The sequence below is a fragment of the Lelliottia jeotgali genome (assembly GCF_977070485.1).
This window is the reverse complement of record NZ_CDRVFO010000012.1, coordinates 22,451-48,382: the sequence shown is the minus strand read 5'-3', so window position 1 is coordinate 48,382 and position 25,932 is coordinate 22,451. Positions and strand designations below refer to the sequence as shown.

The 25,932-nt window shown below is 61.8% G+C and carries 23 protein-coding genes; 10 read left to right on the top strand and 13 right to left on the bottom strand.

The window, feature by feature from the left end; translation table 11 throughout:
• The first annotated feature begins 114 nt into the window (after positions 1–114).
• The gene (tsaD, locus tag ACW4TB_RS18265; protein WP_012316572.1) at positions 115–1,140 is read left to right on the top strand and encodes a tRNA (adenosine(37)-N6)-threonylcarbamoyltransferase complex transferase subunit TsaD; all 1,026 of its coding nucleotides are present in this window, start codon (positions 115–117) and stop codon (positions 1,138–1,140) included.
• A gap of 16 nt (positions 1,141–1,156) precedes the next feature.
• Here tsaD and plsY read toward each other — a convergent pair whose 3' ends face one another.
• Entirely contained in the window at positions 1,157–1,726 is a 570-nt protein-coding gene (gene plsY / locus ACW4TB_RS18260; RefSeq protein ID WP_012316571.1) for a glycerol-3-phosphate 1-O-acyltransferase PlsY, read from the bottom strand.
• A gap of 83 nt (positions 1,727–1,809) precedes the next feature.
• On the opposite strand from plsY, the gene folB reads away from it, so the two are divergent.
• Both folB and folK read left to right on the top strand, forming a co-directional pair.
• Positions 1,810–2,157: a dihydroneopterin aldolase gene (gene folB / locus ACW4TB_RS18255; protein WP_455843046.1), complete on the top strand. Its 348-nt coding sequence runs from the start codon at positions 1,810–1,812 to the stop codon at positions 2,155–2,157.
• Entirely contained in the window at positions 2,148–2,657 is a 510-nt protein-coding gene (folK, locus tag ACW4TB_RS18250) for a 2-amino-4-hydroxy-6-hydroxymethyldihydropteridine diphosphokinase (RefSeq protein ID WP_012316570.1), read from the top strand. The genes folB and folK overlap by 10 nt, the downstream gene beginning before the upstream one ends.
• Positions 2,658–2,716: 59 nt before the next feature.
• On the opposite strand, the gene ACW4TB_RS18245 is transcribed toward folK, so the two are convergent.
• The 11 genes from ACW4TB_RS18245 to ACW4TB_RS18195 form a co-directional block, all read right to left on the bottom strand.
• Positions 2,717–3,829 (bottom strand): multifunctional CCA addition/repair protein, encoded by a 1,113-nt coding sequence (locus ACW4TB_RS18245; protein ID WP_279933410.1) that lies wholly within the window; start codon positions 3,827–3,829, stop codon positions 2,717–2,719.
• A gap of 58 nt (positions 3,830–3,887) precedes the next feature.
• The gene (locus ACW4TB_RS18240; protein ID WP_012316568.1) at positions 3,888–5,456 is read right to left on the bottom strand and encodes a SpoVR family protein; all 1,569 of its coding nucleotides are present in this window, start codon (positions 5,454–5,456) and stop codon (positions 3,888–3,890) included.
• The gene (locus tag ACW4TB_RS18235) at positions 5,453–6,724 is read right to left on the bottom strand and encodes a YeaH/YhbH family protein (RefSeq protein ID WP_012316567.1); all 1,272 of its coding nucleotides are present in this window, start codon (positions 6,722–6,724) and stop codon (positions 5,453–5,455) included. Before ACW4TB_RS18235 ends, ACW4TB_RS18240 begins: the two co-directional genes overlap by 4 nt.
• A gap of 176 nt (positions 6,725–6,900) precedes the next feature.
• Positions 6,901–8,823 (bottom strand): PrkA family serine protein kinase, encoded by a 1,923-nt coding sequence (locus tag ACW4TB_RS18230; protein WP_012316566.1) that lies wholly within the window; start codon positions 8,821–8,823, stop codon positions 6,901–6,903.
• A 281-nt stretch (positions 8,824–9,104) separates the two neighbouring features.
• Entirely contained in the window at positions 9,105–9,434 is a 330-nt protein-coding gene (gene glpE, locus ACW4TB_RS18225; RefSeq protein WP_254466681.1) for a thiosulfate sulfurtransferase GlpE, read from the bottom strand.
• A gap of 15 nt (positions 9,435–9,449) precedes the next feature.
• Entirely contained in the window at positions 9,450–10,316 is an 867-nt protein-coding gene (locus ACW4TB_RS18220) for a symmetrical bis(5'-nucleosyl)-tetraphosphatase (protein ID WP_254466680.1), read from the bottom strand.
• Positions 10,316–10,696, bottom strand: coding sequence for a Co2+/Mg2+ efflux protein ApaG (apaG, locus tag ACW4TB_RS18215; RefSeq protein WP_012316563.1), 381 nt, complete (start codon positions 10,694–10,696; stop codon positions 10,316–10,318). The genes ACW4TB_RS18220 and apaG overlap by 1 nt, the downstream gene beginning before the upstream one ends.
• Positions 10,697–10,852: 156 nt before the next feature.
• Positions 10,853–11,653 (bottom strand): 16S rRNA (adenine(1518)-N(6)/adenine(1519)-N(6))-dimethyltransferase RsmA, encoded by an 801-nt coding sequence (gene rsmA / locus ACW4TB_RS18210; protein ID WP_012316562.1) that lies wholly within the window; start codon positions 11,651–11,653, stop codon positions 10,853–10,855.
• Positions 11,650–12,639: a 4-hydroxythreonine-4-phosphate dehydrogenase PdxA gene (pdxA, locus tag ACW4TB_RS18205; protein WP_012316561.1), complete on the bottom strand. Its 990-nt coding sequence runs from the start codon at positions 12,637–12,639 to the stop codon at positions 11,650–11,652. Before pdxA ends, rsmA begins: the two co-directional genes overlap by 4 nt.
• On the bottom strand, positions 12,636–13,955 hold the full coding sequence (gene surA, locus ACW4TB_RS18200; protein WP_042112125.1) for a peptidylprolyl isomerase SurA: 1,320 nt from the start codon (positions 13,953–13,955) through the stop codon (positions 12,636–12,638). The genes pdxA and surA overlap by 4 nt, the downstream gene beginning before the upstream one ends.
• Complete coding sequence (locus ACW4TB_RS18195; protein WP_279933707.1) at positions 13,936–16,740, bottom strand: LPS-assembly protein LptD; 2,805 nt, start codon at positions 16,738–16,740, stop codon at positions 13,936–13,938. Before ACW4TB_RS18195 ends, surA begins: the two co-directional genes overlap by 20 nt.
• Before the next feature lie 130 nt (positions 16,741–16,870).
• Between ACW4TB_RS18195 and ACW4TB_RS18190 the strand changes: the two genes are divergently transcribed.
• Genes ACW4TB_RS18190 through ACW4TB_RS18180 form a run of 3 tightly spaced genes read left to right on the top strand, consistent with a single transcriptional unit; the run spans position 16,871 to position 19,324 of the window.
• The gene (locus tag ACW4TB_RS18190) at positions 16,871–17,890 is read left to right on the top strand and encodes an aminoglycoside phosphotransferase family protein (RefSeq protein ID WP_279933706.1); all 1,020 of its coding nucleotides are present in this window, start codon (positions 16,871–16,873) and stop codon (positions 17,888–17,890) included.
• Complete coding sequence (murU, locus tag ACW4TB_RS18185; RefSeq protein WP_254466674.1) at positions 17,887–18,558, top strand: N-acetylmuramate alpha-1-phosphate uridylyltransferase MurU; 672 nt, start codon at positions 17,887–17,889, stop codon at positions 18,556–18,558. The genes ACW4TB_RS18190 and murU overlap by 4 nt, the downstream gene beginning before the upstream one ends.
• Position 18,559: 1 nt before the next feature.
• Positions 18,560–19,324, top strand: coding sequence for a TerB family tellurite resistance protein (locus ACW4TB_RS18180; RefSeq protein WP_254466672.1), 765 nt, complete (start codon positions 18,560–18,562; stop codon positions 19,322–19,324).
• A 77-nt stretch (positions 19,325–19,401) separates the two neighbouring features.
• Here ACW4TB_RS18180 and ACW4TB_RS18175 read toward each other — a convergent pair whose 3' ends face one another.
• The gene (locus ACW4TB_RS18175) at positions 19,402–20,397 is read right to left on the bottom strand and encodes an alpha/beta hydrolase family protein (RefSeq protein ID WP_254466671.1); all 996 of its coding nucleotides are present in this window, start codon (positions 20,395–20,397) and stop codon (positions 19,402–19,404) included.
• A gap of 95 nt (positions 20,398–20,492) precedes the next feature.
• Between ACW4TB_RS18175 and ACW4TB_RS18170 the strand changes: the two genes are divergently transcribed.
• The 4 genes from ACW4TB_RS18170 to ACW4TB_RS18155 all read left to right on the top strand — a co-directional run bounded on the left by ACW4TB_RS18170 (position 20,493) and on the right by ACW4TB_RS18155 (position 25,931).
• The gene (locus ACW4TB_RS18170; RefSeq protein ID WP_012316554.1) at positions 20,493–22,880 is read left to right on the top strand and encodes a PAS domain-containing sensor histidine kinase; all 2,388 of its coding nucleotides are present in this window, start codon (positions 20,493–20,495) and stop codon (positions 22,878–22,880) included.
• 10 nt (positions 22,881–22,890) lie between these two features.
• Entirely contained in the window at positions 22,891–23,520 is a 630-nt protein-coding gene (locus tag ACW4TB_RS18165; RefSeq protein WP_012316553.1) for a response regulator, read from the top strand.
• A gap of 211 nt (positions 23,521–23,731) precedes the next feature.
• Positions 23,732–24,856 (top strand): ABC transporter ATP-binding protein, encoded by a 1,125-nt coding sequence (locus ACW4TB_RS18160; RefSeq protein WP_012316552.1) that lies wholly within the window; start codon positions 23,732–23,734, stop codon positions 24,854–24,856.
• Positions 24,857–24,896: 40 nt separating this feature from the next.
• Positions 24,897–25,931 (top strand): ABC transporter substrate-binding protein, encoded by a 1,035-nt coding sequence (locus tag ACW4TB_RS18155; RefSeq protein ID WP_012316551.1) that lies wholly within the window; start codon positions 24,897–24,899, stop codon positions 25,929–25,931.
• Position 25,932: the final 1 nt, after the last annotated feature.

The window sequence follows — 25,932 nt, the reverse complement described above, 5'->3', positions numbered from 1 at the left end:
GTTAACCCTTAGCAAGCCGGAATGCAAAGCCTCTGATCGAAAACCGCTGGTCGGCACCCGGCACGGGGACTATCATGCGCGGCTTCGAAATCAGCCCCCACAAGGGACGAGCCCATGCTAGTACTGGGATTGGAAACATCCTGCGACGAAACCGGCGTCGCATTATACGACAGCGAACGCGGTTTGTTGGCCGACGCGCTGTTCAGCCAGATCGACCTGCACCGCGTGTTTGGCGGGGTGGTACCCGAGCTTGCCTCGCGGGACCACGTCAAGCGCATGCTGCCCCTGATCCGCCAGGTGCTGGACGAGGCGGGCTGCGTGGCCACCGAGATCGACGCCATTGCCTACACCGCAGGCCCTGGCCTGGTCGGAGCGCTGCTGGTGGGGGCTTCCTGCGCCCAGGCTCTGGCTTTCGCATGGGATATTCCGGCGATCGGCGTGCATCATATGGAAGGCCATCTGTTGGCGCCCATGCTTGAGGAAAATCCACCGCAGTTTCCGTTCGTCGCTTTGTTGGTGTCAGGGGGGCATACCCAACTGGTTCGGGTCGATGGCATCGGCCAGTACGAGTTGTTGGGCGAGAGCCTGGATGACGCTGCTGGCGAAGCGTTCGACAAGACTGCCAAGCTGATCGGCCTCAATTACCCGGGTGGCCCGGAAATCGCTCGCCTGGCCGAACGGGGCGTACCGGGGCGCTTTGTGTTCCCGCGGCCGATGACCGACCGTCCGGGCCTGGCGTTCAGCTTCAGTGGCCTCAAGACCTTTGCCCTGAACACCTGGCAGCAGTGCCGCGATGCTGGCGACGACAACGAGCAAACCCGTTGCGACGTGTCCCTGGCGTTCCAGCAGGCTGTGGTGGAGACTCTGACCATCAAGTGCAAGCGCGCACTGAAGCAGACCGGCCTCAAGCGTCTGGTGATTGCCGGTGGCGTGAGCGCCAACAAGGCATTGCGTGCGTCCCTCGAGGACATGCTCGGCAGTATCAAAGGCAACGTGTACTACGCCCGTCCCCAGTTCTGTACCGACAATGGCGCGATGATCGCCTATGCCGGTTGCCAGCGGTTGTTGGCCGGGCAGCAGCAGGACCTGGCGATCAGCGTGCAGGCGCGCTGGCCGATGGAGCAGTTGCCACCGTTGTAAGCTGCCTGCGTGTGCGTCAGAAGTGGCGTTCGCGCCCGGCGAACAGATCGCGCAGGTTATTGCGGTGGCGCCAGACGATCATCACGGTCAGCACGCTGATCGGCAGCAGGGCCGCTGGCTCACGCCAGGCCAGCAGTGGCAGGGTCAGCGGTGTGGCAATCAGCGCGGCCAGCGAGCTGGTGCGGGTGAGGTAGAACGTCAGCAGCCAGGCGGCGATGGCCAGTAGCGCGGCGGGGAAGTACAGGCCCATGAGCATGCCGGCCGCCGTGGCCACGCCCTTGCCGCCCTGGAAGCGGAAGTACACTGGGAACAGGTGGCCGAGCACCGCGCAGACGCCTACCCAGGCCTGCTCTTGCAGGTCTAGCCCGGCCAGGCGTGCCAGCATTACGGGCAGCAAGCCCTTGCACAGGTCGCCAAGCAGGGTCAGGATCGCCATTTTGCGGCCCGCCAGGCGTAGCATGTTGGTGGCGCCGGCATTGCCCGAACCGCAGGAGCGCGGGTCCGGGCTGCCCGAGAGGCGGCTGAGGACGATGGCGAAGGACAGCGAGCCGAGCAGGTAGGCGAGCAGCGCCAGTAACCAAAACATGCTAACTATTCCGGGCGAGGACGCCCTGATTCTAACGGCGCCAGTCGCCCTTGTCGTGCTGTGGAGAGAAGTGCTTGGACAGAGTGTTCATCGAAGGCCTGGAAGTCGATACCGTCATCGGTGCCTATGACTGGGAACGGGATATTCGCCAGTGCCTGCGCCTGGACCTGAGTTTCGCCTGGGACAATCGCCCGGCAGCGGCCGGCGATGATCTGAACCTGGCTCTGGACTATGCCAGTGTTTCGGCGCGTATCCAGGCCTTTGCCGAGCAGGCGCGTTTCGAGCTGGTTGAGACGTTCGCCGAGCGGCTGGTCGCGGCCCTGATGGAAGAGTTCCACATCCCCTGGGTGCGGCTCAAGCTGACCAAGCCGGGCGCGGTCCCAGCGGCCCGTGGCGGTGTTGGTGTGGAGATCGAGCGCGGATGTCTCTGAGCACGGTTTACCTGGGCCTGGGCAGCAACATCGATCGCCATGCGCACCTGTGCGCCGGGCTCGATGCATTGGCGGCGATCCTCTGCGACATGCGTTGTTCTCCGGCGTTCGAAAGCCAGGCTGTGGGGATCAAGAGCGGTCCATTCATCAATTTCGTGGTGACGGGCAAGACGGACCTTGGGTTGATGGAGCTGGACCGCCGGCTCAAGTTCATCGAGGCCGACAATGGCCGCTATGCGCCTGACCGCAAGGGCCTGCCGCTGGATATCGATGTGCTGATGTATGACGATCTGCATGGCACGTTCGATGGGCTGGCGTTGCCCAGGGCCGAGATTCTGAAGAACGCGTTCGTGCTATGGCCGTTGGCATTGCTGGCGCCTGAGCTGGTGCACCCGGGAGAGGGTAAGAGCATGGCCCGGTTGTGGCAGGAGGCAAATATCGACCAGGTGCTGGCGCCGGTTGCGTTTGAATGGCGCGGGTTGCAGCTTACCAGCGTCTGAGCCGGGGGCAGCGCTGCACGTACCGGCCCCTTCGCGGGCAGGTACGAGCAGTTGAGCGATCAGTTTTCTGCATTGGCCTTGTAGGCCTTTAGTGCCTCCAGGCGCTGATGCCTCAGCGCCTCCCCCAATGCCTGCCCGGTCAGCCCTGCTTCCACCAGGGGCTTTGCCTCTACCGCCCTGGCGGCCGCTGCCGCTGCGCGCAGGTAATCCGCCTGTGGATAAGCCTGTCCGCTTCCTCGGGCAACCATCTGGCACACGGAAATGAAATCCTCGAAGCGTTGTGGTCGCCGATACACATCGAACTTCTGAAGCAATGCCAGCATGTCTTCAGGCTCCAGCTGCAAGGCCCTGTGGCCGTTGCTGGCGCATTCACCCACCAGCATGGCCAGTTCCTGGCATTCACGCGGCGCCTTGAAGCGCTGGTTGAGCGCCTTGATTGAGGCTGGCTTCAGGTTATGCAGCAGGCAGGCCCAGCGAATGTGCAGTGGCTGATGATGTTCGGCTGCTTGCGTCAGTGCAGCCAGCGCAGCCGCATCTCCCTCAAACTCAGGCATCAATTGTTTTAGTGCTGCGCAGTCGCTCAGCACGTTGATGAACACCTGTGGCTCGTCTTCCATCAGTGCGCGCTCGATCTCTTTCCAGCTGCGTTCAGCCGTCAGCGCCTGCAGTTCGCCAGAAGCCGCGATCTGCTTCATCAGCTCCAGTGTTTCATCGGCGACCCTGAACCCTAGCGGGGCATAGCGCGCGGCAAAGCGGGCAACCCGCAGTACGCGCAAGGGGTCTTCGGCGAATGCCGGGGAAACATGGCGCAGAAGGCGTTGCTCAAGATCAGCCCGACCGTGAAAGGGGTCCAGAACGTTACCCTGATCATCCTCTGCCATGGCATTGATGGTGAGGTCGCGACGGATCAGGTCTTCTTCGAGAGTCACCTCGGGGCTGGCGTGGAAGGTAAAACCGCCATAGCCGCGCCCACTCTTGCGCTCGGTACGCGCCAAGGCATATTCCTCGCCCGTCTTGGGGTGCAGGAAAACCGGGAAGTCAGCGCCGACCGGGCGAAAGCCCTTGGCGTGCATTTCTTCGACGCTAGCACCCACCACCAGCCAATCGATATCACTGACCGTGCGCCCGAGCAGGCGGTCGCGCACGGCGCCGCCGACTTTGTAGATTTGCATGTACAGCCTCCATTACTGCCCACAGGATACCCTGTCGGCAGCAATGGTGGTGTGTAGGCTAGAGGTGATGGATGACGGCCAGGTCCATACGGCCATAGTCGCCGGCTTCGCCATGCTCGCCACGCGGTGGCATGTGATGGGTCTTGACCACTTGATCGCCTTGCACGGTTTCCAGGTGGATGTCGAAGCCCCACAAGCGGTGCAGGTGCTTGAGCACCTCTTCAGTGGAGTCACCCAGCGGTTTGCGGTTGTGTTGCTGGTGGCGCAAGGTCAGGGACCGGTCGCCGCGGCGGTCTATGCTCCAGATCTGTACGTTGGGTTCGCGGTTGCCCAGGTTGTACTGGGCCGCGAGTTGCTCGCGTATCGCCCGGTAGCCAGCTTCGTCATGGATCGCCGGCACCAGCAGGTCGTCGCGCTGGTCGTCATCGAGGATGCTGAACAGCTTGAGATCGCGGATCACCTTGGGAGACAGGTACTGCAGGATGAAGCTCTCATCCTTGAAGCTGCTCATGGCGAACTTGATGGTCGACAGCCAGTCACTGCCGGCAATGTCCGGGAACCAGCGGCGATCTTCCTCGGTAGGGTTTTCGCACATGCGGCGGATGTCGGTGTACATGGCGAAACCCAGGGCATAGGGGTTGATGCCGCTGTAGTAAGGGCTGTCGAAGCCGGGCTGGAACACCACGCTGGTGTGCGACTGAAGAAATTCCATGATGAAACCGTCGGTGACCAGACCCTCGTCGTAAAGGTCGTTCATCAAGGTGTAGTGCCAGAAGGTCGCCCACCCTTCGTTCATGACCTGTGTCTGGCGTTGAGGGTAGAAGTACTGCGCGATCTTGCGCACGATACGCACCACTTCGCGCTGCCAAGGCTCGAGCAGCGGGGCGTGTTTTTCGATGAAATATAGGATGTTTTCCTGCGGTTCGGCGGGGAAGCGCGCATCATCGCGGTCGCCGCCTTTCTCCGCGCCTTTGGGAATGGTGCGCCACAGGTCGTTGATCTGGCGTTGCAGGTGCTCCTCTCGCTCCTTCTGGCGGCGCCGCTCCTCTTCGGCGGAGATCGGGTAGGGGCGTTTGTAGCGGTCTACGCCGTAGTTCATCAAGGCGTGGCAGGAGTCGATCAGGTCTTCGACTGCATCGATGCCGTGGCGCTCTTCGCACTGGGCAATGTACTGCTTGGCGAACACCAGATAGTCGATGATCGAACTGGCGTCGGTCCATGTGCGGAACAGGTAATTGCCTTTGAAGAAACTGTTGTGACCATAGCAGGCGTGGGCAATCACCAGTGCCTGCATGCACATGGTGTTTTCTTCCATCAGGTAGGCGATGCACGGATCGGAGTTGATCACGATTTCGTATGCCAGGCCCATCTGGCCGCGGCTGTAAGACTTCTCGGTGCTGAGGAACTGTTTACCGTAGGACCAGTGGTGATAGCCCAGCGGCATGCCGACGGAAGCATACGCGTCCATCATCTGCTCGGCAGTGATCACTTCGATCTGATTGGGGTAGGTGTCCAGGGCATAACGTTCGGCCAGACGGCCGATTTCACGATCGTAGGTCTGGATCAGCTCGAACGTCCACTCGGACCCGGTGGAAATGGGTTGGCGTCTCTGTGCTCTGGCGGTCATGTGGCTAACCTGCGCTGGAAGAGTTCACGGAAGACCGGGTAAATGTCACCGGCCGAAACCAACTGCTGCTGGGCGAACGTGTCGGGGAAAGCCTCGCCGATACGCTCGTATTCGTACCACAGCGCCTGATGCTCGCGGGGGGTGATCTCCACGTAAGTGTAGTACTGCACGTGCGGCATGATTTGTTTGGAAAGGATCTCCCGGCAGATGGGCGAGTCGTCGTTCCAGTTGTCGCCGTCGGAAGCCTGGGCGGCATAAATGTTCCAGTCGCTGGCCGGGTAACGTTCGGCCATGATCTCCTGCATCATCTTGAGTGCACTGGAAACGATGGTGCCGCCGGTCTCGCGGGAATAGAAGAACTCTTCTTCGTCCACTTCGCGGGCACTGGTGTGGTGGCGTATGAACACCACCTCGATGCGGTCGTAGTTGCGCTTGAGGAACAGGTACAACAGGATGAAGAACCGCTTGGCGATGTCCTTGGTAGCCTGGGTCATCGAGCCGGACACGTCCATCAGGCAGAACATCACTGCCTTGGAACTGGGGTTGGGCTGCTTGACCAGCAGGTTGTACTTGAGATCGAAGGTGTCCAGGAACGGAAGGCGGTTGATACGGGCCTTGAGCCGCTCGATCTCTTGCTCGACCTCCTGGATGTCGGTGAAGTTGTCGGGTTCCTCGACTTTCAACCGGGCCAGTTCCTTCTGCGCCTCGCGAAGCAGTGCACGGCTGCTGCCGGTCAAGGCGATACGCCGGGCATGGGCCGAGCGCAGGGTGCGCACGATATTGATGCGTGACGGGTTGCCTTCGTTGGCGATACCGGCGCGCACGGTCTTGAAGGTGTCGGCACCGGTCAGGTGGCGTTTGACCAGGTTGGGCAGTTCGAGGTCTTCGAACATGAACTCGAGGAACTCTTCCTGGGTGATCTGGAAGACGAAGTCGTCCATGCCCTCGCCGGAGTTGCCTGCCTTGCCGCGGCCACCACCGCCGCCACCGCCCTGAGGCCGGGCGATGTGTTCGCCAGCGGTGAACTCCTTGTTGCCCGGATGTACGATGGTCTGCTTGCCGCCGCGGCCATGGTGCAACACCGGTTCGTCGATGTCGCGTCCCGGGATGCTGATCTGCTCGCCGTGCTCCATGTCCATGATGGAGCGACGGCTTACGGCCTCTTCGACGGCTTTCTTGATGTGTTCACGGTAGCGCCGCAAGAAACGCTGGCGATTGACCGTGCTTTTGTTCTTGCCGTTCAGGCGTCGGTCGATAACGTAGCTCATGGTCCCTCCGGTGACTGGATGCAGCTGCAACTGCAAGCCACAAGCTTCAAGCCACAAGCTTCAAGAAAGAGCAGCCAGCGCTGCCGCAAACTGTCGCGTCGGGTGTTAACCGAGCGCGCACAGCTTGCAGCTTGCTGCTGGCGGCTTGGAGCTTGCTGCAGGGGCAGCTTGCCGCTTTATTGCGATTTCCTGACCCGCAGGTACCATTCCGACAGCAGGCGCACCTGTTTATCGGTGTAGCCACGCTCCACCATCCGCGTGACGAAGTCGTTGTGTTTCTGTTGATCTTCTTTGCTGGCCTTGGCGTTGAAGCTGATGACTGGCAGCAAGTCTTCGGTGTTGGAGAACATTTTCTTCTCGATCACCACCCGCAGCTTCTCGTAGCTGAGCCAGCTTGGGTTCTTGCCGTTGTTGTTGGCACGGGCGCGCAGCACGAAGTTGACGATCTCGTTGCGGAAATCCTTCGGATTGCTGATGCCAGCCGGTTTTTCGATCTTTTCCAGCTCTTCGTTCAGGGCAATGCGGTTGAGGATCTCGCCAGTTTCCGGGTCGCGGTATTCCTGATCCTGGATCCAGAAGTCGGCGTACAGCACGTAGCGGTCGAAGATGTTCTGACCGTATTCGCTGTAGGACTCGAGGTAGGCGGTCTGGATTTCCTTGCCGATGAACTCGATGTACCGGGGCGCCAGGTATTCCTTCAGGTAGCGCAGGTAGCGTTCGCGCACTTCAGCGGGGAATTGCTCCTGTTCGATCTGCTGTTCCAGCACATACAGCAGGTGCACGGGGTTGGCCGCTACTTCATGTGGGTCGAAGTTGAACACCTTGGAGAGGATCTTGAAGGCGAAACGCGTGGACAGGCCGTTCATGCCTTCATCGACACCCGCAGAATCGCGGTACTCCTGGATCGACTTGGCTTTCGGGTCGGTGTCCTTGAGGTTTTCTCCATCGTAGACACGCATCTTGGAGTAGATGTTGGAGTTTTCCGGCTCCTTCAGGCGTGAGAGCACCGTGAACTGGGCGAGCATCTTGAGCGTATCGGGTGCGCAATGGGCCTTGGCCAGCGAACTGTTGACCAGCAGTTTGTCGTAGATCTTGATCTCGTCGCTGACGCGCAGGCAGTACGGCACCTTGACGATGTAGATCCGGTCGATGAACGCCTCGTTGTTCTTGTTGTTGCGGAAGGTGTGCCATTCCGATTCGTTGGAGTGGGCCAGCAGGATCCCGGAATAAGGGATCGCGCCCAGGCCTTCGGTACTGTTGTAGTTGCCTTCCTGGGTGGCGGTCAGCAGCGGGTGCAGGACTTTGATGGGCGCCTTGAACATCTCGACGAATTCCATCAGGCCCTGGTTGGCCCGGCAAAGAGCGCCAGAGTAGCTGTAGGCGTCGGCATCGTTCTGCGGGAATTCCTCGAGCTTGCGGATATCCACCTTGCCGACCAGGGCAGAGATGTCCTGGTTGTTTTCGTCGCCTGGTTCGGTCTTGGCGATAGCGATCTGGTTGAGGATCGAGGGGTAAAGCTTGACCACCCTGAACTTGCTGATGTCGCCACCGAACTCCTGCAAGCGCTTGGTAGCCCATGGCGACATGATGGTGTTCAGGTAGCGCCGCGAGATGCCGTACTCCTCTTCGAGAATGGCGCCATCTTCAGTGGCGTTGAACAAGCCCAGGGGCGACTCGAAAACCGGTGAGTCCTTGATCGCGTAGAAAGGGACCTTTTCCATCAGCTGCTTGAGCTTTTCGGCCAGCGACGATTTACCGCCCCCCACCGGGCCCAGCAGATAGAGGATCTGTTTCTTCTCTTCAAGACCTTGGGCGGCGTGGCGGAAGTAGGAAACGATCTGGTCGATGCACTCTTCCATGCCATGGAAGTCGGCAAAGGCCGGATACCGGCGGATCACCTTGTTGGAGAATATGCGCGACAGTCTGGAGTTGCTTGAGGTGTCGATCAGTTCCGGCTCGCCGATGGCCAGCAACAGCCGTTCAGCCGCCGATGCGTAGGCGCTGCGATCCTCTTTGCACAGCTCGAGGTACTCCTGCAGCGAGAGTTCTTCCTGGCGCGTAGACTCGAAACGTTGTTGGAAGTGGCTAAAAATACTCATGACGTCACCTCGCTCGATACGTGGAGACGACGCCGGATCAGTCAGCTGATGCTGGCATGCAACCGGGCTTGCCGATTGCTGTATACCCCCCAGAACACCCTGTAACGCTACCGATGACCCGCACGCCGGTGTACCGGCTCTCCCCTTTTTTGGATGGCCTGCGCTTAAGAATAGTTGGTTATCCGCAAGGTCAAGGGCAAGCGGCGCAGAAGTTGTCGGCGACCGTTCGTCAGGTGAGGCGCAAGCCCGCGTGGGGCGCGGGCTGGAGTGGAATTAAAAAATTATTCAGGGGTGTCTTGCGCAGTCTCGTCCGGGTAAGTGGAGCGCCACAGCTCGAAGCCGCCATCGACACTGTAAACGTCGGAAAAACCTTGGCCGACCAGGTACGCGGCCGCGCTCTGGCTGGAGTTGCCGTGGTAACACACCACCAGGGTCGGGGCATCCAAGTCGGCATTGCGGATGAAGTCGGCAACCGAATGATTGTCCAGGTGCCGGGCGCCGGCGATGTGGCCGGCGGCATAGGCCTGCGGGTCGCGAATGTCGACGACGACCGCACCTTGCGCGCGCAAGGCCAGGGCCTGCTCGGGAGGGATGCGTTTGAATTCGCTCATGGGTAAGGCTTTCCTTCAGGGCTGATCGATAAGTTTAGTCGGTTGTGCCGGCGGGCGCAGGGTGCCGTCGTCGGCGCAGTCGCAGCGCAGGTATTCACCGCTGTCGACATTGTAGAGGGTCATGGTGCCACCCCATACACAGCCTGTATCGAGGGCGATGATGCCGGGCTCGTCAACGCGCCCTTCGAGGGCTGCCCAGTGGCCAAAGATGATCTTCACATGCCGTGAGCGGCGGTCCTTGTGCGCGAACCAGGGCTTGTAACCTTTTGGTGCCGTGCCCAACCCTTCCTTGCTCTTGAGGTCGAGCTTGCCTGTGCCGGTGCAGAAGCGCATGCGAGTCAGGTAGTTGGTGATCACCCGAAGGCGCTCGACGCCACCGAGGTTCTTGCTCCACTTGTTCGGCTCGTTGCCGTACATGCCATCGAGGTACAGCTTCAGGCGCTCGTCATCGCGCAGCACCTCCTCGACTTCGCCTGCCAGTTCCAGGGCTTTGCCCAGTGTCCACTGGGGGGGGATGCCAGCGTGCACCAAGGCAATGCCGCGCGGCTCGTCGTAGTGGAGCAGCTTTTGTTGGCGCAGCCAGTCGAGCAGTTGATCGGCATCTGGCGCCTCGATGATTTCGCGCAGGGTATCGCTTTTCTTCAGGCGTTCGACATTTTGCCATGCAGCCAGCAGGTGCAGGTCATGGTTGCCCAGCACGCAGGTCAGCGAGTGGCGGATCGAGTAGAGGTAGCGCAGGGTCTGCAGCGATTCAGGCCCGCGGTTGACCAGGTCACCGACCAGCCACAGGCGATCGACAGCCGGGTCGAACCTGACGCGCTCCAGCAGGCACTTGAGGGGTTGCAGGCAGCCTTGCAGGTCACCGACGGCGTAGGTAGCCATCAGTGCAGGGCCCCCGGCACCGCCAGGCGGAAGGGGGCAATGTCGGCCTCGAAGCGTTTGCCGTCCTCGGCGAACATCTGGTAGCTGCCCTGCATGGTGCCCACGCGGGTGCTGATCACTGCACCGCTGCTGTACGTATGGCTCTGGCCCGGCTCGATGGTCGGTTGTTGGCCGATCACACCTGCGCCGCGTACCTCCTCCACTTCGCCATCACCGTTGGTGATCAGCCAGTGTCGAGACATCAGCTTGGCTTTGATCGAGCCATTGTTCTGCACGGTTATGGTGTATGCGAATGCAAAGCGATCGCTTTCGGGGTCGGATTGGTCTTTCAGATAGCGGGTCACGACGCTGACGTCGATCTGGTAACGGGGATCGGACATGCATGGGCCTTGGGCAAACAAGCGAATACGGCGATACATGCAGTCTAGGCCATTGGCGGGGGGGAGGGCCAGTGGTGTCGGGGAGGGAGGGGGCTTTAAAGTCTTCGGGGGGCAGCGTCTTCGCGGGGTTGCCGCGAAGACGCTGCGCTGTAGCTGTCAGGCTTGCTGGTTGGCCAACTGGTCTGCCAGGCGCACGAATGCGGCCAGGTCCAGCTGCTCGGGGCGCAGGCTGCCATCAACGCCAGCGGCCTCGATAGCCTGGCTGTCAAGCAGGCCTTTGAGGGTATTGCGCAGCGTTTTGCGGCGCTGGTTGAACGCTTCGCGCACGACGCGTTCCAGCAGCAGGTGGTCCTTGGCCGGGTGCGGCAGCACCTCATGCGGTACCAGGCGTACGATTGCCGAGTCCACCTTCGGCGGCGGGTTGAACGCACCTGGGCCTACGTTGAACAGGTGCTCGACCCGGCAGTGGTACTGCACCATGATCGACAGCCGGCCCCAGTCACCGCCGCCCGGCCCTGCGGCCATGCGCTCGACCACTTCCTTCTGCAGCATGAAGTGCATGTCGCGAATCAGCCCAGCGTGGCTGAGCAGGTGGAAAATCAGCGGGGTGGAGATGTTGTAGGGCAGGTTACCTACGACTTTGAGGCTGCGTGCCGGCACGCCCAGCTGGTTGAAGTCGAACTTCAGGGCATCGCCCTGGTGCAGGCGGAAGTTGTCGCGCCCGGCAAACTTGTGCTGCAGGATCGGCACCAGGTCTTTGTCCAGCTCCACGACGTCCAGCTGTGCGCCGCTGCCCAGCAGGCCCTCGGTCAGGGCGCCCTGGCCCGGGCCGATCTCCAGCAGGTGTTCGCCTGCTTTGGCATTGATGGCGCGCAGGATGCGGTCGATGATGCCGGCGTCATGCAGGAAATTCTGGCCGAAGCGCTTGCGCGCCCGGTGTTGATAGTGCTCGTTCATGGTCGGTTCTCGGCCATCTGGTAGGCGGTTTCCAGGGCGACGCGCAGGCTGCCGGTGTCGACGTTGCCGGTACCGGCAAGGTCCAGGGCGGTGCCGTGATCGACCGACGTGCGGATGATCGGCAGGCCCAGGGTCACGTTGACTGCAGCGCCGAAACCTTTGTACTTGAGTACAGGCAGGCCTTGGTCGTGGTACATCGCCAGCACCGCGTCGCAGTGCTCCAGATATTTGGGGGTAAACAGGGTATCGGCCGGCAGCGGGCCGCGCAGGTCCATGCCTTCGGTACGCAGACGGGCCAGTGCCGGTTCGATGATGTCGATTTCTTCGCGGCCTAGATGGCCGCCTTCGCCGGCATGCGGGTTGAGACCGCAGACCAGGATTCGTGGGTTGGCGATGCCGAACTTGTCGCGCATATCGGCATGCAGGATGCGGGTAACCCGCTCCAGGCGCTCAGGGGTGATAGCGTCCGCAATTTCCCGCAGTGGCAGGTGTGTGGTTACCAGCGCCACCCGCAGGCCATGGGTCGCTAGCATCATCACGACCTGGGCGGTGTGGGTCAGCTCTGCCAGGAATTCGGTATGGCCAGAAAAGGCAATACCGCTTTCGTTGATCACGCCCTTGTGCACTGGGGCCGTGATCATCCCGGCGAAATGCCCTTCAAGGCAGCCTTGCCCGGCCCGTGTCAGGGTCTGCAGGACAAAAGCCGCGTTGGCCTTGTCCAGCATGCCCGGTACCACCGGGGCGGCCAGGGGAGTGTCCCAGACGTAGAGGCTACCAGCCGGCGCCGGCTGGTCAGGCCAGTGGCCCGGCGCTACCGCGAGCAGGTTGACGGCCAGCCCCAGTCGCGTGGCCCGCTCGGCGAGCAGGTCACGGCTGGTGATGGCGATCAGGGGGTGAGGCTGGGCCTCGGCGGCGAGCAGCAGGCACAGGTCGGGGCCTATGCCGGCCGGTTCGCCGGGAGTGACGGCGAAGCGCAGTGGCTTCACTGTGCGGCCTGGTCAGCGCCAGGCAGCTTGATTTCAACATAGGCTTCGTCGCGGATCTGGCGCAGCCAGGTCTGCAGCTCTTCATCGTACTTGCGGTTACGCAGTACGTTCATTGCCTGCTGCTCACGTGCCTGTTCGGTGCTGTCGGTGGCACGACGGCCCAGTACTTCCAGCACATGCCAGCCGTACTGAGTCTTGAACGGTTTGGTCACGACACCCTGCTGGGCGTTGGCCATCTGCTCGCGGAACTCCGGTACCAGGCTGTTCGGGTCGACCCAGTTGAGGTCACCGCCGTTGAGCGCTGAGCCCGGGTCTTCCGAGAAGCTTTTCGCCAGCTCTGCGAAGTCTTCGCCACCCTTGATCCGTTCGTACAGGCGCTCAGCCAGCTGCTCGGTGGCTGCTTCGCTGCGGATTTCGCTCGGCTTGATCAGGATGTGGCGTACATGCACTTCGTCACGCAGCACGTTTTCGCTGCCGCCACGCTTCTCTTCGAGCTTGATGATGATGAAGCCGCTAGGGATGCGCAGTGGCTGGGTGATGTCGCCTGTGGCCATGCTGCTGAGCAGCTTGGCAAACTCAGGTGGCAACTGGGCGGCTTTGCGCCAGCCCATCTCGCCACCTTCAAGGGCGTTCTCGCTGGCCGAGTTGGCAATCGCCATCTGGCCAAAGTCAGCGCCCTGGCGCAGTTGCTGGTACACGTCACCGACCTTGCGCGCAGCCTTCTGGATGTCGTCCGAGTTGGCGCCTTCCGGGGTTGGGATGAGGATGTTGGCCAGACGGTAGTCTTCCGACATCTGCATCTTGCCCATGTCCGAGGCGAGGAAGTTTTTCACTTCCTGCTCGGAAACCTGGATGCGCTCGGCCACACGGCGCTGGCGCACGCGGCTGATGATCATCTCGCGTTTGACCTGTTCGCGGGCGTCATCGAACGACAGGCCGTCGCGGGCCAGCGCGGCACGGAACTGGTCCAGCGACATGCCATTGCGCTGGGCAATGGTGCCGATGGCCTGGTTCAGTTCCTCGTCGGTGATGCGGATGCCCGAACGTTCACCGATCTGCAACTGCAGATTCTCGACGATCAGGCGCTCCAGTACCTGCTGCTCCAAGGCGCTGGTCGGCGGTACGCCGCCGCCGCGCTTGGCGATGGTTTGCTGAACCTCCTGGACACGCTGGTCCAGTTGGCTTTGCATGACCACGTCGTTGTCGACGATGGCCACCACACGATCCAGGGGTTGCACCGCGGCATGCACCGCGCCACTCAGCAATACAGCGCCCAGCAACACTGGGCGCAGACGATCAATAAGCTTGGTCTTCACGTTCACGGTAACCTTCAATGCCTTGGTCGAGGAAAGATTCGACCTTGTTGCCTACCACGCCACCGAGGCCTTTCAGCACGATCTGCAGGAAGATGCCATGGTCGCCTTTTTCGTTTTGCGGGGCGGCCTGGCTGAAGTCGTCATAGTCGATCCAGTAACGGTTGATCAGACGTAGTTTCCAGCAGCAGTTGTCGTATTCGAAACCGCCCATGGCTTCCAGGGTGCGGTTGCGGTTGTAATCGTGCTGCCAGCGGGCGATCACGTTCCATTGCGGCACGATCGGCCAGATCACCGAGAAGTCGTGCTGCTGGATCTTGTAGTAGTCCTTGATGTAGTTCGGGTCGCCTGGGTTGCCATAGTCACCGCCACCCACTTTCCAGGTACCGGTCGTGGAGTCGTAGGCGATAGTGTCGTTGCGGTAGCGATAGCCGAGGTTGACCACCTTGTTCGGGTTGTCTTCAGGCTGGTAGTGGAACATCGCGCTGCCCGAGCGGGTGCTGCGGCTGTCCGGGTCCCAGTTGAAGTCCGAATTGAAGCGCCAGTCGCGGTTGAAGTAGTAGTTGTACACCAGCGCGTATGGCGAAACGTCAGACTGCGCGTCACTGCGATCACGGTAGTTGATGCCTGGCAGCTGGGCCTTGCGATCCTTGAAGTACAGTGCTTGACCGATGCTGAAGTTCTGACGTTCGAAACCGTCGTCCTGAATCCAGCGGGTGGTCACGCCCAGCGACAGCTTGTTCTCGTCACCGATACGGTCGGTGCCGCTGAAGCGGTTGTCGCGGAACAGCGAATCGAAGTTGAACAGCGTTTCGCTGGTATCGAACAGCGGAATGTCCGTCTGATCCTTGTAAGGAACGTAGAGGTAGAACATGCGCGGTTCGAGTGTCTGGCGATAGTTGGTGCCGAACATCGAGGTGTTGCGGTCGAAGTACAACCCGCTGTCAACACTGAAGACAGGAACGTCACGGCTGATGGAGCTGCTGTAGCTGCCGTATCCTGGTTGTGACGCTTGCGCCAGCGCTTCTTGCTTGCCTTGACCATCAAGATCAAGGTCATAGTTGGTGTAAACATACTTCAGCTTTGGCGTAACGTAACCGTAACTGGCTTGCATAGGCAGGCTGATTGCCGGGGCAAAATTCAGGCGGTTGCCGTTGGCGCGCGCGATGCCGCTGACGTTTTCATCGAGACGTCGGCCTGCTGCGCCGGCGGTGAAGTCCGGGTTGCCATCTTCGTCAGTGACAAAGTCATCCTTCAGGTCACGATCGAAGCGCACGGCCTCGGTCTGGTAGCTGAAATCAAAACCACCCGGGTGATACGGCAGCATCCCGTCTACAGTGATCTGCGGCAGCTTGTTGTACGGGGTGATCTGCGACAGGGTCGCCATCTCGTACGCTTGCGCATTCAGTCGAGCGGTATAGGTGTCGCCACGCCAGGTCAGTGCACCTTGCTGGTTGACCACATCATTGCTCTCGACGCCGATCTGATCGCTCTCCAGGTCCTGGAAGTAGAACGGATCGCTGATGTCGGTGTAATCGACTTCAGTCATCAGGCGCTCGTCCAGGCCACCTTTATGCTGCCAGTTGATCATCCAGCGCTGATCTTCGTAATCAGTCTGGTCTTTGCGATCATCGTTCTTGTCGTTCAGGTACGCGCCGCCGAACTGGCCTTCGCTGGACTTGGTCAGGTAGCGGAATTCGCCTTCCATCAGCAAGCCACGCTTGGTCATGTAGCGCGGGTACAACGTGGCGTCGTAGTTGGGCGCCAGGTTGAAGTAGTACGGGGTGACCAGCATGAAGCCGGTGTCGCTGGTGCTGCTGAACGACGGTGGCAGGAAGCCGGATTGGCGACGGTCGTCGATCGGGAAGTAGATGTACGGTGTGTAGAACACCGGGAAATCCTTGACCCGCAGAGTGACGTTGGTCGCGGTACCGAAGCCGGTGGCCGGGTTCAGGGTGATGTTGTTGCCCTTGAGCTGCCAGGCGTTGCTGCCCGGTTCACACGTGGTGTAGGTACCATCCTTGAGGCGGATGATGGCGTTCTCGCTACGCTTGGCGTACAGCGCGTTGCCGCGGATGTGCGACTTGTGCATCACGTACTCGGCGTTGTCGACCTGGGCTTCGCCCGTGTCGAGCTGGATCTGCGCCTCGTCGCCCACGACCAGCGAGCCGTTGTCGCGAATCCTGACGTTGCCCTTGAGCTCGCCACGGTTCTCGGCCTGGTACAGGTTGGCCTCATCGGCTTCGGCCTGCATGCTGCCTTGGCGCATGACCACGTCACCGGCGAGGGTAGCGATCTGCTGCTCCTGCTGGTACTTGGAGACCTTGGCGTTGATGTAGGTCGGCGATTCGTCCTTGGGCGTGGTGTCTGCCATGCCAGGGCGAGTCGGCTCGATGTACGCGCCACCACAGTACGGACCGGTTTCGGCCAGCTGGGCAGCGGTGAGCTTTTCGCGCGGGACCCAATCGAGATGGCTGTAATCCTCGCTGCGCGACTTCAGGCCACGGCCTTTGCTCTCGGTAACCAGCACCGGCTTGTCAGCACTTTCGGCCTCGGCCGATGGGGCCTCGGTGCCGGAAGTGAGCGCAGCGCCGTCATGCACTGGGCGCGGTGGCAAGTTGTTGACTGGGCTCTTGGGCTTGCAGTCCCAACCACCGGAGGCGGACACTTGGCAGTCGAACTGCTCGGCTGCTACCACGTACGAGGTGGCAAAAGGTTGCAGGGCCAGCAGACCGCCGGTGACCAGCAACGGAAACTTTCTACGAAACGCGGGGGATTTCAATGCCATCTTATTAGTCCGGGCTTCCTGCGTGCCATCTGCCCGCGTGTGGGGCCGCACGCCTCTCGATGGTCTGAAAAAGATGCTGGATAATAAAGCATGACCCGCTTGACGGCTAGGGCCGTCGGAGACCCTTGTAATGCCTGAACACGATGTACGCCTGCAACAACTGACTGTCTGGCTCGCCGAGCAGCTCAATGTTCTTTTCCGCAACAACGCCTGGGGCGAGGTGCCCGAGGGCAGCCTGACCGCCGCCAGCAGCGATGCGAGCTTCCGCCGTTACTTCCGCTGGCAGGGCGCAGGCCACAGTTTTGTGATCATGGATGCGCCGCCGCCCCAGGAAAACTGCCGCCCGTTCGTTGCCATCGACCACCTGCTGGCCAGTGCGGGCGTGCATGTACCGGTGATTCATGCCGAAGATCTGGACCGTGGTTTCCTGTTGCTGGGGGATCTGGGCCATCAGACATACCTCGACATCATTAACCCGGATAACGCCGATGCATTGTTTGCCGACGCGATCGACGCCCTGCTGGCGTTCCAGCGCCTACCGATGGAAGCGCCATTGCCGAGCTATGACGACGCCTTGCTGCGCCGTGAGGTCGAGCTGTTCCCCGAGTGGTATGTCGGGCGTGAGCTCGGCCTGGCCTTCAACGAGGCGCAGCAGGCCAGTTGGCAGCGCATCAGCCAGTTGCTGATCGACAGTGCCCTTGCCCAACCCAAGGTGCTGGTGCACCGCGATTACATGCCGCGCAACCTGATGCAGAGCGCACCGAACCCGGGCGTGCTCGACTTCCAGGACGCGGTGTACGGTCCGGTCACCTACGACATAACCTGCCTGTTCAAGGACGCATTCCTCAGCTGGCCACAAGCGCGAGTCGAAAGCTGGTTGCGCAACTATTGGGACAAAGCGCAAGCCGCCGGGATCCCGGTGCAGCCCTCGTTCGAAGATTTCCAGCGCGCCAGCGACCTGATGGGAGTGCAGCGCCATCTGAAGGTGATCGGCATCTTCGCGCGCATCTGCCACCGTGACGGCAAACCGCGCTACCTGGCTGATGTGCCGCGTTTCTTCGCTTATATAGACGAAGTGATCGGCCGTCGCCCTGAACTGGCCGAGCTCGGCCAGCTGATCGCCGAACTCAAGGCCGGAGCGCGTGCATGAAAGCGATGATCCTTGCCGCAGGCAAGGGCGAGCGCATGCGCCCGCTGACCCTGCACACGCCAAAGCCTTTGTTGTCCGTGGCCGGCCAGCCGTTGATCGAATACCACCTGCGTGCCCTGGCGGCGGCCGGTTTTACCGAGGTGGTGATCAACCACGCCTGGCTTGGCCAGCAGATCGAGGATCACCTCGGTGATGGCAGCCGTTTCGGCCTGAGCATTCGTTACTCCCCTGAAGGCGAGCCGCTGGAGACCGGGGGCGGGATATTCCAAGCATTGCCTTTGCTGGGCGACGCGCCGTTCCTGTTGGTCAACGGCGATGTCTGGACCGATTATCCGTTCGCGTGCTTGCGTGCACCGCTGCAGGGCCTGGCGCACCTGGTGCTGGTCGATAACCCTGGGCATCACGGGCGGGGCGACTTCCGCCTGCAAGGTGGACAGGTCGTGGACGGTGACGACGCCCCTGGCACCCTGACCTTCAGCGGCCTCTCAGTGCTGCATCCAGACTTGTTCGCAGGTTGCCAGGCAGGGGCCTTCAAACTGGCGCCACTTCTGCGCCAAGCCATGTCGGCAGGCAAGGTGACCGGCGAGCACTACCGTGGCGCGTGGGTCGATGTTGGTACCCAGGAGCGCCTGGCCGAGGCCGAGCGCCTTATACGCGAGCGTTCCTGAGATGTGGTGGCCAGGCACGGTGATCGGGCTAGGCGCGGGTTTCGCTGTCGCCAGCATCCCTGGCGCGCTGCTGGGGGCATTGCTTGGCCAAGCCATGGATCGGCGCCTGCGTGTGCAGGGCTGGGAAGACATGCGCGAACGGTTGGGAGGTAGGCCGGCCCTGCGTGACGAGGAGTTGTTGTTCGTCCTGCTTGGGCGGCTGGCCAAAAGCGATGGGCGAGTGGGCGAACAGCATATTCAGCAGGCGCGCCAGGAGATGGTCCGGCTGGGGCTGGCCGAGGCCGCGAGGATGCGTGCGATTGCTGCCTTCAACCGTGGCAAGGCGGGCAAGGACCGCTTGACCCACCACCTGCGTCGCATTCGCTTGCAGCCACATGCGGCCGAAGGCACGTTGCGGGCGTGTTGGCGTATGGCTTGGGCTGACGGCAAGGCCGGGGATCATGAGCGGGAACTGCTGCTGGACTGGGGACAGAAGCTGGGGCTCAGCCGGCGACAGGTGCAGGCCATGTCGCTGGAATATGAGCCACGCAAAATGAGCACGGCCAGTAGCGTCATGACCTATGCGGCTGCGCTGCGCTTGCTGGGGATAGATGCCGATACGGAAGGCGACCGGGTCAAGCAGGCTTATCGCCGGCTGGTCAGCCGGCACCATCCGGACAAGCTGGCCGGGAGCGGTGCCAGTGAAGCGCAGGTCAGGGAGGCCACCGAACGCACTCGAGAGCTGCACCAGGCCTATGCGTTGATCCGTAAAAGGCGGGGGCTCTAAGACCCCTGTCACCGGCAAGCGGCTCTATACCTTTGGCAGCCTGCCTGCCGGTAAACGGCTGGAGCGGGCCCGTCACTTCATTCCTGCGGGCTCATCCACCCCCTGGCCCGGCGGAACAACTGTTCCTGTTCCGCGCTCTTGTTCCCCGGCATCGCAATCAGCGACAGCTGCTTGTACTGGCTGTCCTTCTGACGCTTGCTGGCCTGCAGGCGTTGCATGGCGGCATTGCGGTCGCCTGTGCGGGTTGCGTAATAAAGATCGGCAGTCGGCACTTTGAGCGTCGGTGCCAGGCTTTCCAGATCGTGCTCGACCCTTGCCGGGGTCTGCGCGGCGATCATCACCAGCTTCTGTACCTGCGGTGGTTGCTTCTCGCTCAGGTAGCGCGCTGCCCAGTAGGCGCCGCTGCCATGGCCGATCAGCACGATGCTGCGTGAGTTGTGTTGTTGAGCGTACGCAACCGCAGCATCCAGACGCGCGAAGATGCGTTCGGCATCAGCCTGATCGTTCTGTTCGCTGGCCTGTTCGGCATCGGTGCTTTCTGCCGTGTCGGCATCCGCCGCGGTAGCCTGGGCTACATTGGCGTTGGCATCGGCGGGGGTTTCCTTTGCCGGTGCGCTCTCGCCCTGGTCTGGCTGCGGTGCGGTAGCTGGCGTGGCCTCGACCCGTGCTTGTGGGCTATCGGCGAGCAGGTCGGGCAGGCTCACGCTCAGGCTGTGCCAGCCGGCGTCAGGGAACTTGCGTCGCAATGGGCCGACCGCATTGGGCCAGTCGGCGGTTTCTCCGGCGCCAGGAACGATGATCACCGTGCCTTGCGGGTCGCTGTCGTTGGCTGGTTTCCACAGGGCCAGGAAGCTGTCGGAGCCGGCGTCCAGAGTTTGCTGCTCGGCTTTGGGCAACAGGCGTTCGAGGGCCTGCGCATCTTCCTGGCTACGCTCCAGCAGCGGTGGGCGTGGCGCAGGTGCGGCGGCAGCCTCTTCGGTTGCTGGTTTTTCGGCGTCGGCGGCCAGGGCACCAAGTGGTAGGAGCGAGGCAAGGCAGCACATTGCCAGCGTCGTGCGATAAAGTGTGAACATGAATCAACCCAAGGCCAGAATGATACCGGCAGCCTAATAGTATTTGCCCGCGACGGCCATGCTGCATGGCCGCCCTTGCCAAGACGAGCGTGTAGATGAAGCGATTGCGTCGCCTGTTGGTTATCGGCTGCTTGTGGCTACCCTTGATTGCTTTGGCAAGGCCTGAGGCAGCACCTGCGGTGGTACTCGAACCTGCCCAGCAGCAATGGCTGGACACCCATCGCAGTCTGCGGGTCGGCCTGGTGCTGCAGGCGCCCTATGCCCAGTTCGACCGCCGTCTGCAGCAACTCTACGGGGCCAATGTCGAGCTGGTGAACTGGCTGGCGCAGGCGCTGAAGCTAGACCTCACCTGGCGCAACTTCACTGACCAGGCCAGTCTCGAACACGCCCTGCAAGCGGGTGAAATCGACTTTGCCCCGGGCCTTACGCAAACACCGGCCAGCTTGCGTCTGTGGTTGTTCAGCGACCCCTACATGCGTGTGCCGCAGCTGTTGGTCGGGCCGCGCACCGGTGCGTTGGCCGTCGAGCTGGAAAAACTTGAAGCCAACGAGCGCGTGGCGGTACGCATGCCCAGCGTGCTGGCCGAATACCTGCGGGGCAATTACGCCAATCTCAACCTGCAAGGTGTGCCCAACGAGCGCGAGGCCTTGCAACTGGTGGTAGGGGGCCAGGCCAGCTACGCGGTGCTGGATGAAGCCCAGCTCAGCCGATTGTCCCGTGAAAGCGAGTTCGGTGAGCTGGCGGTGCTCGGTGACATCGGCCTGCCACAATTATTGCGGGTGGGTTCGCGGCGTGACTGGCCGTTGCTGGCCGACGTGCTTGAACGGGGCCTGCAGGCCATGCCCGCCAAAGAGCTGGAGCAACTGCATCAGCGTTGGTTGCAGCCCAAATACGCGCGCCTGAGCGAATCCACCGGTTTCTGGCAAAACCTTGCGTTGCTGTTCGGCATGTTGCTGCTGTGTGCCGGGGCCACCCTGATGTGGCAGCGCCGCCAGCAACGCCAGTTAGAGCGCAGCCTGCTGGCGGCGCGGGAGCACCTGGCAGAGCGGCAGGTGCGCGAGGAGGCACTGCGCCTGAGCCAGTTCGCCATCGACCAGAGCACGGTCGGCATCCTCTGGGTCAACTGGGACAGCCACGTGCGTTACGCCAACCACGCTGTGGGGCGCATGCTCGGTTATGCCGAGGCGGCGTTGCTGGAGCGTCCGCTGAGCGACTTCGAGCCGAACCTGAGCATGGACCGCTGGCTGCAGTTGTGGCGGGCCGCGCGAGCCGGGGAGGCCGGGGCTAGGCAGTTCGAGACCCAATGCCTGTGCGCCGATGGCAGCCTGTTGCCGGTGGAGTTGTCGTTGAGCTTCCTGCGCTTTCGCGATGCCGAGTATCTGGTGGTGTACCTTGCCGATGTCACCGAACGCCACCGTGCTCTGGCGGCGCTGCGTGAAAGCGAGGCGCGGCTCAAGGGTATTGCTGGCAATGTGCCGGGGCTGGTGTTCCGCCTGGAGCCCGCGCCAGCGGAAGGGGACCCGGAGTTTCCCTATATCAGCGAGGGCAGTGAGGCGTTGGTGGGCTATACGCCCGCGCAGATCCAGCACCCGAAGATGGGCTTGCGCAATCTGGTCCACCCGGACGATCGTGCGGACTATCACCAGGTTCAGGACCTGGCCATTGCCAGTGATCAGGACTGGTCCTGGCAAGGGCGCATCCTCACCCGCGAAGGTGAGCAGCGGTGGGCCGACATCAAGGCCAGTACCCGCCGCCTGGCCGACGGCCGGGTGGTCTGGGACGGTGTTGTCTGGGACATTACCCAAAGCAAACGCGCGGAGCTGGCACTTGCAAGGTCCCAGGAGCAACTGCGCGAACTGTCGGCACACCTGGAAAGCGTGCGCGAGGAAGAAAAGGCCCGTATCGCCCGCGAAGTGCACGATGAACTGGGCCAGATGCTGACCGTGCTCAAGCTTGAGGTGTCGATGTGCGAATTGGCTTTTGCCGAGCTCGACCCTGCGCTGAACGAGCGCCTGGCCAGCATGAAGCGCCTGATCGCTCAGCTGTTCCAGCTGGTGCGCGATGTGGCAACGGCGTTGCGCCCGCCGATCCTGGACGCCGGTATCGCTTCGGCCATCGAATGGCAGGCACGGCGCTTCGAAGCGCGCACACAGATCCCCTGCCTGGTGCAGGTACCGGATAATCTGCCAGCATTGAGCGATGCAAAAGCCATCGGCTTGTTCCGTATCCTGCAGGAGGCTCTGACCAACGTCATGCGCCACGCCCAGGCGCACAGTGTGGAGGTAGAGCTGGTGCGCGAGGGCGAAAAACTGCGTATGACGGTCAGTGATGACGGTAGCGGGTTCTGCCTGGACCAGGCACGGCCAACCTCTTTCGGCCTGGTGGGGGTGCGTGAGCGGGTACTGATGCTCGGTGGCAGCATGGTTTTGAATAGCGAGCCAGGTGAAGGCACCAGCCTGAGCGTGACCATAGCGTTGGATTAGGAGAACGATCGTGATTCGAGTGCTGGTGGCCGAAGACCACACCATTGTCCGCGAAGGCATCAAGCAGTTGATCGGCCTGGCCAAGGATATGCAGGTGGTGGGGGAGGCTGGTAATGGTGAACAGTTGCTGGAAACCCTGCGCCACACCCCCTGCGAAGTGGTGTTGCTGGATATCTCGATGCCCGGTGTCAGTGGGTTGGAGGCAATTGCTCGGATCCGCGCGCTGCACAACCCGCCGGCGATCCTGATGCTGTCGATGCACGACGAAGCGCAGATGGCCGCGCGCGCGCTCAAGGCCGGCGCTGCCGGCTATGCCACCAAGGACAGTGACCCTGCCTTGCTGCTGACCGCAATCCGGCGGGTGGCCGGCGGTGGGCGCTACATCGATCCGGCGTTGGCCGACCGCATGGTCTTCGAGGTTGGCCTGACCGAAACTCGGCCGCTGCATACTCTGCTGTCGGAGCGCGAGTTCTCGGTGTTCGAACGTTTGGCTCAAGGTGCCAACGTCAACGATATCGCTCAGCAGCTGGCGCTCTCCAGCAAGACCATCAGCACCCACAAGGCGAGGCTGATGCAGAAGCTCAAGGTCAACTCGCTGGCTGAACTGGTGAAGTACGCCATGGAGCACAAGCTGGTATGACCGTTCTGTTTGCGACATAGGTTATCTGCCAGGCACCACTTTCCCGCTGGCTGGCTGATACTTGCATTCCAATCCCGCCATCGGTGTAGGGCAATCCCTACACAAACTCTTCCAGCCGGATGATGGCATTCTCTCAGCGCCCCCGATTTCCGGGCGCTTGCGTCTTCTTTAGTCTTTGCCTACGCAGTCATTCCAACAAGAAGGTGCAGGCATGAGCGAGGCGAATTCGAACGCGACCACCGGTGAGACGCTGGTCAGTTTCCGTGGTGTGCAGAAGAGCTACGACGGCGAATCGCTGATCGTCAAAGACCTCAACCTGGACATTCGCAAGGGTGAGTTCCTCACCTTGCTCGGCCCTTCCGGCTCGGGCAAGACCACCAGCCTGATGATGCTGGCCGGTTTCGAGACCCCGACCGCCGGTGAAATCCAGTTGGCCGGGCGCTCCATCAACAACGTGCCGCCGCACAAACGTGACATTGGCATGGTGTTCCAGAACTACGCACTGTTCCCCCACATGACCGTGGCGGAAAACCTCGCTTTTCCGCTGAGCGTGCGCAACCTGAGCAAGACCGACATCAGTGAGCGGGTCAAGCGGGTACTCAACATGGTGCAGCTCGATGCCTTCGCCAAACGCTACCCTGGCCAGCTTTCCGGTGGCCAGCAGCAGCGCGTTGCCTTGGCCAGGGCGTTGGTGTTCGAGCCGCAGCTGGTACTAATGGACGAGCCGCTCGGCGCGCTGGACAAGCAGCTGCGTGAACACATGCAGATGGAGATCAAGCATATTCACCAGCGCCTGGGTGTAACAGTGGTCTACGTAACCCACGACCAGGGCGAGGCGTTGACCATGTCCGACCGCGTGGCCGTGTTCCATGAGGGCGAGATCCAGCAGATCGCCGACCCGCGCACTCTTTATGAGGAGCCGCGCAATACCTTCGTCGCCAACTTCATCGGCGAGAACAACCGCATCAACGGCACGCTGCTGGCCAGTGACGGTAACCGTTGCCAGGTGCAGTTGGCCCGCGGCGAGCGGGTCGAGGCGCTGGCGGTGAACGTCGGCCAGGCTGGGGAGCCGGTGACCCTGTCGGTCCGCCCGGAGCGCGTGCGCCTCAATGGCCACAGCCAAAGCTGCGTCAATCGCTTCTCCGGCCGCGTGGCCGAGTTCATCTACCTGGGCGACCATGTACGGGTGCGTCTGGAAGTCTGTGGCAAGGCTGACTTTTTCGTGAAGCAGCCGATTGCCGAGCTCGACCCGGCCTTGGCCGTGGGCGATGTGGTACCGCTGGGCTGGGAGGTGGAGCACGCGCGCGCGCTCGATCCGATTGCCGAGGCCCACTGATGGATTGCTGCACCAACCCTGTACTGTGGAGAGAATAATAATGCGCAAGCAGCTGAAACTGACCGCCCTGGCCCTTGGCCTGTTCGCCGCCGGCCAGGCCATGGCGGCAGACCTGACCGTAGTGTCCTTCGGCGGCGCCAACAAGGCGGCCCAGGTCAAAGCGTTCTACGAGCCATGGGAGAAGGCCGGCAAGGGTAAGATCGTCGCTGGCGAGTACAACGGTGAAATGGCCAAGATCAAAGCCATGGTCGACACCAACAGCGTGTCCTGGAACCTGGTGGAGGTGGAGTCGCCAGAGCTGGCCCGTGGTTGCGATGAAGGCATGTTCGAGGAGCTCGACCCGGCTCTGTTCGGCAACGAAAGCGATTATGTGAAGGGCGCCATCCAACCGTGCGGCGTGGGCTTCTTCGTTTGGTCCACGGTGCTGGCCTACAACGCTGACAAGCTCAAGACAGCCCCGACCAGCTGGGCCGATTTCTGGGACACGAAGAAATTCCCGGGCAAGCGCGGCCTGCGCAAGGGCGCGAAGTACACCCTGGAGTTCGCCCTGATGGCCGACGGCGTTGCGCCCAAGGATGTGTACCAGGTGCTGGCCACCAAGGAAGGCGTGGACCGCGCCTTCAAGAAACTCGACGAACTCAAGCCGAGCATCCAGTGGTGGGAAGCGGGCGCCCAGCCGCCGCAGTACCTGGCCTCGGGTGATGTGGTCATGAGCTCGGCCTACAACGGGCGCATCGCTGCGGTACAGAAAGAGAGCAACCTCAAGGTGGTGTGGAACGGTGGCATCTACGACTTCGACGCTTGGGCCATCCCGAAAGGGGCCAAGAATGTCGAGGAAGCGAAGAAATTCATCGCTTATACCGTTCAGCCTGAGCAGCAGAAGACCTACTCCGAGAACATCGCCTACGGCCCGGCCAACTCCAAGGCCGTACCGCTGCTGGCGGACGCGGTGAAGAAGGACATGCCGACCACGCCTGAAAACATCGCCAACCAGGTGCAGATCGATGTGGCCTTCTGGGCTGACAACAGCGAGCAACTGGAGCAACGCTTCAACGCCTGGGCGGCGAAGAAGTAAG